Annotated in this window: 3 protein-coding genes and 1 pseudogene; all 4 read left to right on the top strand. The window is 38.3% G+C overall.

Translation table 11 applies throughout. The features are described 5' to 3' along the window. Nucleotides 1–126 precede the first annotated feature (126 nt). A pseudogene (locus IM479_RS12610) lies at nucleotides 127–387 on the top strand (DNA cytosine methyltransferase); the annotation flags it as partial. Nucleotides 388–1008: 621 nt separating this feature from the next. Continuing rightward, entirely contained in the window at nucleotides 1009–3015 is a 2007-nt protein-coding gene (locus IM479_RS12605) for a GUN4 domain-containing protein (protein ID WP_287687064.1), read from the top strand. An 89-nt stretch (nucleotides 3016–3104) separates the two neighbouring features. Then, nucleotides 3105–3305 carry a DUF6888 family protein gene (locus IM479_RS23055; protein ID WP_502845710.1) on the top strand — a complete coding sequence of 67 codons (201 nt, stop codon included), beginning with the start codon at nucleotides 3105–3107 and terminating at the stop codon, nucleotides 3303–3305. Continuing rightward, nucleotides 3302–3382: DUF6887 family protein (locus IM479_RS23050; RefSeq protein WP_502845709.1), on the top strand; the 81-nt coding region annotated here is incomplete at its 3' end. The genes IM479_RS23055 and IM479_RS23050, both read left to right, overlap by 4 nt.

Raw genomic sequence — 3382 nt, 5'->3', positions numbered from 1 at the left:
CGCACTTTTTCTCGGTCAATGATGACAATAAGTTATGACTTAGAAACTAATCAACAACTAAAGCTTATGCTTGTAGCTAAGTGAAATCATTGATTAAGAGACCTGTGCTTTTCAATAACTTTTTCAGCAAACCCTAATTATTTGTTAGTGGATGGTCAAAGACGCTTAACAGCAAGAGAAATGCTACGTTTACAAGGTTTTCCCGATGATTATCAAATTGTCGGCAGTTATCAAACTATGCGAAAATTAACGGGTAATAGTGTAGCGATTTCCTGCGTGGCTGCTGTGGTTAATTCTGTAATCGAGTCTTTGTTAGATATTGAGCAAGCATCAACTAATTCATTCTCGTTCAATCGACAACGATATTTGGGCTATTGGTTAGATTAGCAAAAATGGTAATTAAGTCAAGAAAACAAAAACTATCAAAAAGTCCCTCCTGTCTCCTGCTGTCAACCCATTGATTAGGATTTTTCTTAGCCACAAAAGTTTTGGTAGCGTCAAAGATTTTAGGCAAGGATGTGGAACGCTTCATTTGATTTGGTGTAACAGAAAATTGCTGTCGATTTTACAATCTAAGACCTTAAATCGAAATCTATTGCCCTATTTTAGCTGAAACTATTTTTATCGGTATTTTCAACCAATTATCAGAGAAAATTTACCCACTAGAGTCGCCCTAGCTTGCTTTCTTTTTGTATAATACTAAATCTGGTTATTAAGTAGCTGGTTATAATTAAATTAAAAATGGGTTTTAGGTTCGATCCCCCCTTAGTCCTAGGTTTGATTCATAGTAGGGTTGATTCATGAATCAACCCTACCCTTAGTCCCCCCCCTTGATAAGGGTGGTGTCTGATAATTTTTAACGCCTACCTACTTAAAGACTGATTATTTATTCCCCTTTTTGCCTTTTACATGAGCAGAAAAAGGGTTTCTCCGAGAAACCCTTTTTCTGTGCGTTACTCAACGGATTTAGTATAATAGGGATTATCTTCCCACACTTGTCAAACGGCTATGAGTCTCTGTCTCAATCCCGATTGTTCGCACAAAAACACCCCCACGGATAAATTCTGTCATAAGTGCGGTTCTCAATTACTGCTCAGAGAACGTTATCGAGCGCTAAAATTAATCGGTCAAGGGGGTTTTGGTAAGACATTTCAAGCGATAGATGAGGATAAACCCTCAAAACCCTATTGTGTGATTAAACAATTTTTCCCATCCGCGCAGGGAACAGGAACTTTACAAAAAGCAGCAGAATTATTTAGAGAAGAAGCAATTCGTTTAGATAGTTTGGGAAGATACCCACAAATCCCCGAACTTTACGCCTATTTTACCGCTAATGATGGGCGACAATATCTCGTACAGGAATATATCGAAGGACAAAATCTCGAACAAGAATTAAAACAGGAAGGAGTATTTAACGAAGCCAAAATTAAACATCTTTTGTCAGAGATTTTACCGATTCTAGAATTTATTCATAGTAAACAAGTAATTCATCGCGACATTAAACCCGAAAATATTATTCGCAGAAAAAGCGATAATAAATTGATTTTAGTCGATTTTGGGGCAGCCAAATTTGTCAGTCCTTTAAATCGTTCCATGACAGGAACAATTATCGGTTCTGCGGAATACGTCGCACCAGAACAGGGGAACGGGAAAGCAGTTAACGCCAGTGATTTGTATAGTTTGGGTGTAACTGGCATTTATTTATTAACAGGAATATCTCCCTTTGATTTATTCGACGTGGGAGAACACGAATGGGTATGGCGACAGTGGTTAGTGGATAATCCTGTTAGTAATGAGTTAGGGAATATTCTCGATAAATTAATTGAATTTGGCACGAAAAGACGCTATCAATCTGCGTCAGAAGTGTTGTCAGCTTTGCAGATAAAAACATCAGTCTTTGTCCCCCAGACAACTATTCAAAAACCCGTTAATCCCGTTATTTCCGTTCCCCAAACTCCCCCATCTATCCAGCTTAAAAGCGCCAAAGGAATCGATTATCGGAAATTAGAAGATTTATTAAAACGGCAGCAATGGAAGGAAGCGGACGAGGAAACCGCCAACTTAGTACGAAAAGTAACTAATCGTGTCAAAGATTGGTTAAGAGATGAAGATATACAGAAATTTCCTTGCGATGATTTACAAACTATTGATCAATTATGGGTTCATTACAGTAACGGAAAATTTGGCTTTTCTGTGCAGGGGCAAATCTATCTAGAAATCGGTGGCATGGAAGAATATAATGAAAGAAATTGGGATATTTTTGGCAGTTTGGTAGGCTGGCAAAAAAATAATAGTTGGAATTGGCAAGATATTAATTATAGTTTGCAAGCACCTCAAGGACATCTACCGCTAATACGCTACGGTTATAAGGGACAAGGAAGTTATATTATCTATCATCTAACCTCAAGAATATTTGTTTGTCAGATTTATAGTCACCAGATTATTAATCAAAAACAACCTGTAGCAACAATTATTCAACCTCCCGCTATTTCCGTTCCCCAAACTCCCCCATCTATCCAGCTTAACAGTGCCAAAGGAATCGATTATCGAAACTTAGAGGATTTATTAAAACGGCAGCAATGGAAGCAAGCGGACGAGGAAACTGCAAGAGTGATGCTACAGGTAGCCAACCGAACGAAAGAAAGATGGCTACGGGAGAGCGATATCGATAATTTTCCCTGCGAGGATTTGCGAACCATTGACCAATTATGGGTTAAATATAGTAACGGAAAATTTGGCTTTTCCGTGCAATTGAAAATCTATCACGATCTCGGTGGAACGCAGGAGTATAATGATCAAATCTGGAACGCTTTCGGGGATAAAATCGGCTGGCGGATAAATAACGGCTGGATAGACTATAAAGATGTTATTTTTGATTTCAAAGCACTTCAAGGACATCTTCCAGCTGATGTTCCAATATGGAGGTGTGGCAATTGGCATGACCCGATTTGGTGGACTTCCTGTCCAAAGCGTGGAATCAATCTCTTCTCTCGCGTCGAGACTTGCAAAATGTAACATATAAAGGTAACAGCCAATTTTTAAGAATTGTATCAGGTTGATTTTCCACGAAGCCATGCGGGTTCTGGGATAATAAAGCTGGCACAATTCTAGGAGAAGATATTTGCCGACTCAAAAACAGAAAGATACCGCTATCTTTATTTGTCAGTTGCTTATCTTTTTTCTACCAACCGATATACCTATTCCGCTATGATAGCCGACTCAAAATTATTTATATTTTAGTGGGAACCAATGAAGACATCAGCATTTTAATCGATGAACAGGGAAATTGGAACTTTGAATTATGAAAAAATCACCTTCGGAAATGACTAACGCAGAACTCCGTCAGTATCTTTCGGAACATCGAAATGAAGAAGCTATTTTT

The organism is Microcystis sp. M165S2 (genome assembly GCF_020245885.1).
In the GTDB taxonomy this organism is placed as follows: domain Bacteria; phylum Cyanobacteriota; class Cyanobacteriia; order Cyanobacteriales; family Microcystaceae; genus Microcystis.
This window is presented reverse-complemented; position numbering and strand designations above follow the sequence as displayed.

Bases quoted from the DNA above. Each gene is read 5' to 3' on its own strand.
- IM479_RS12605 (WP_287687064.1), top strand. From the start codon at position 1,009: ATGAGTCTCTGTCTCAATCCCGATTGTTCGCACAAAAACACCCCCACG.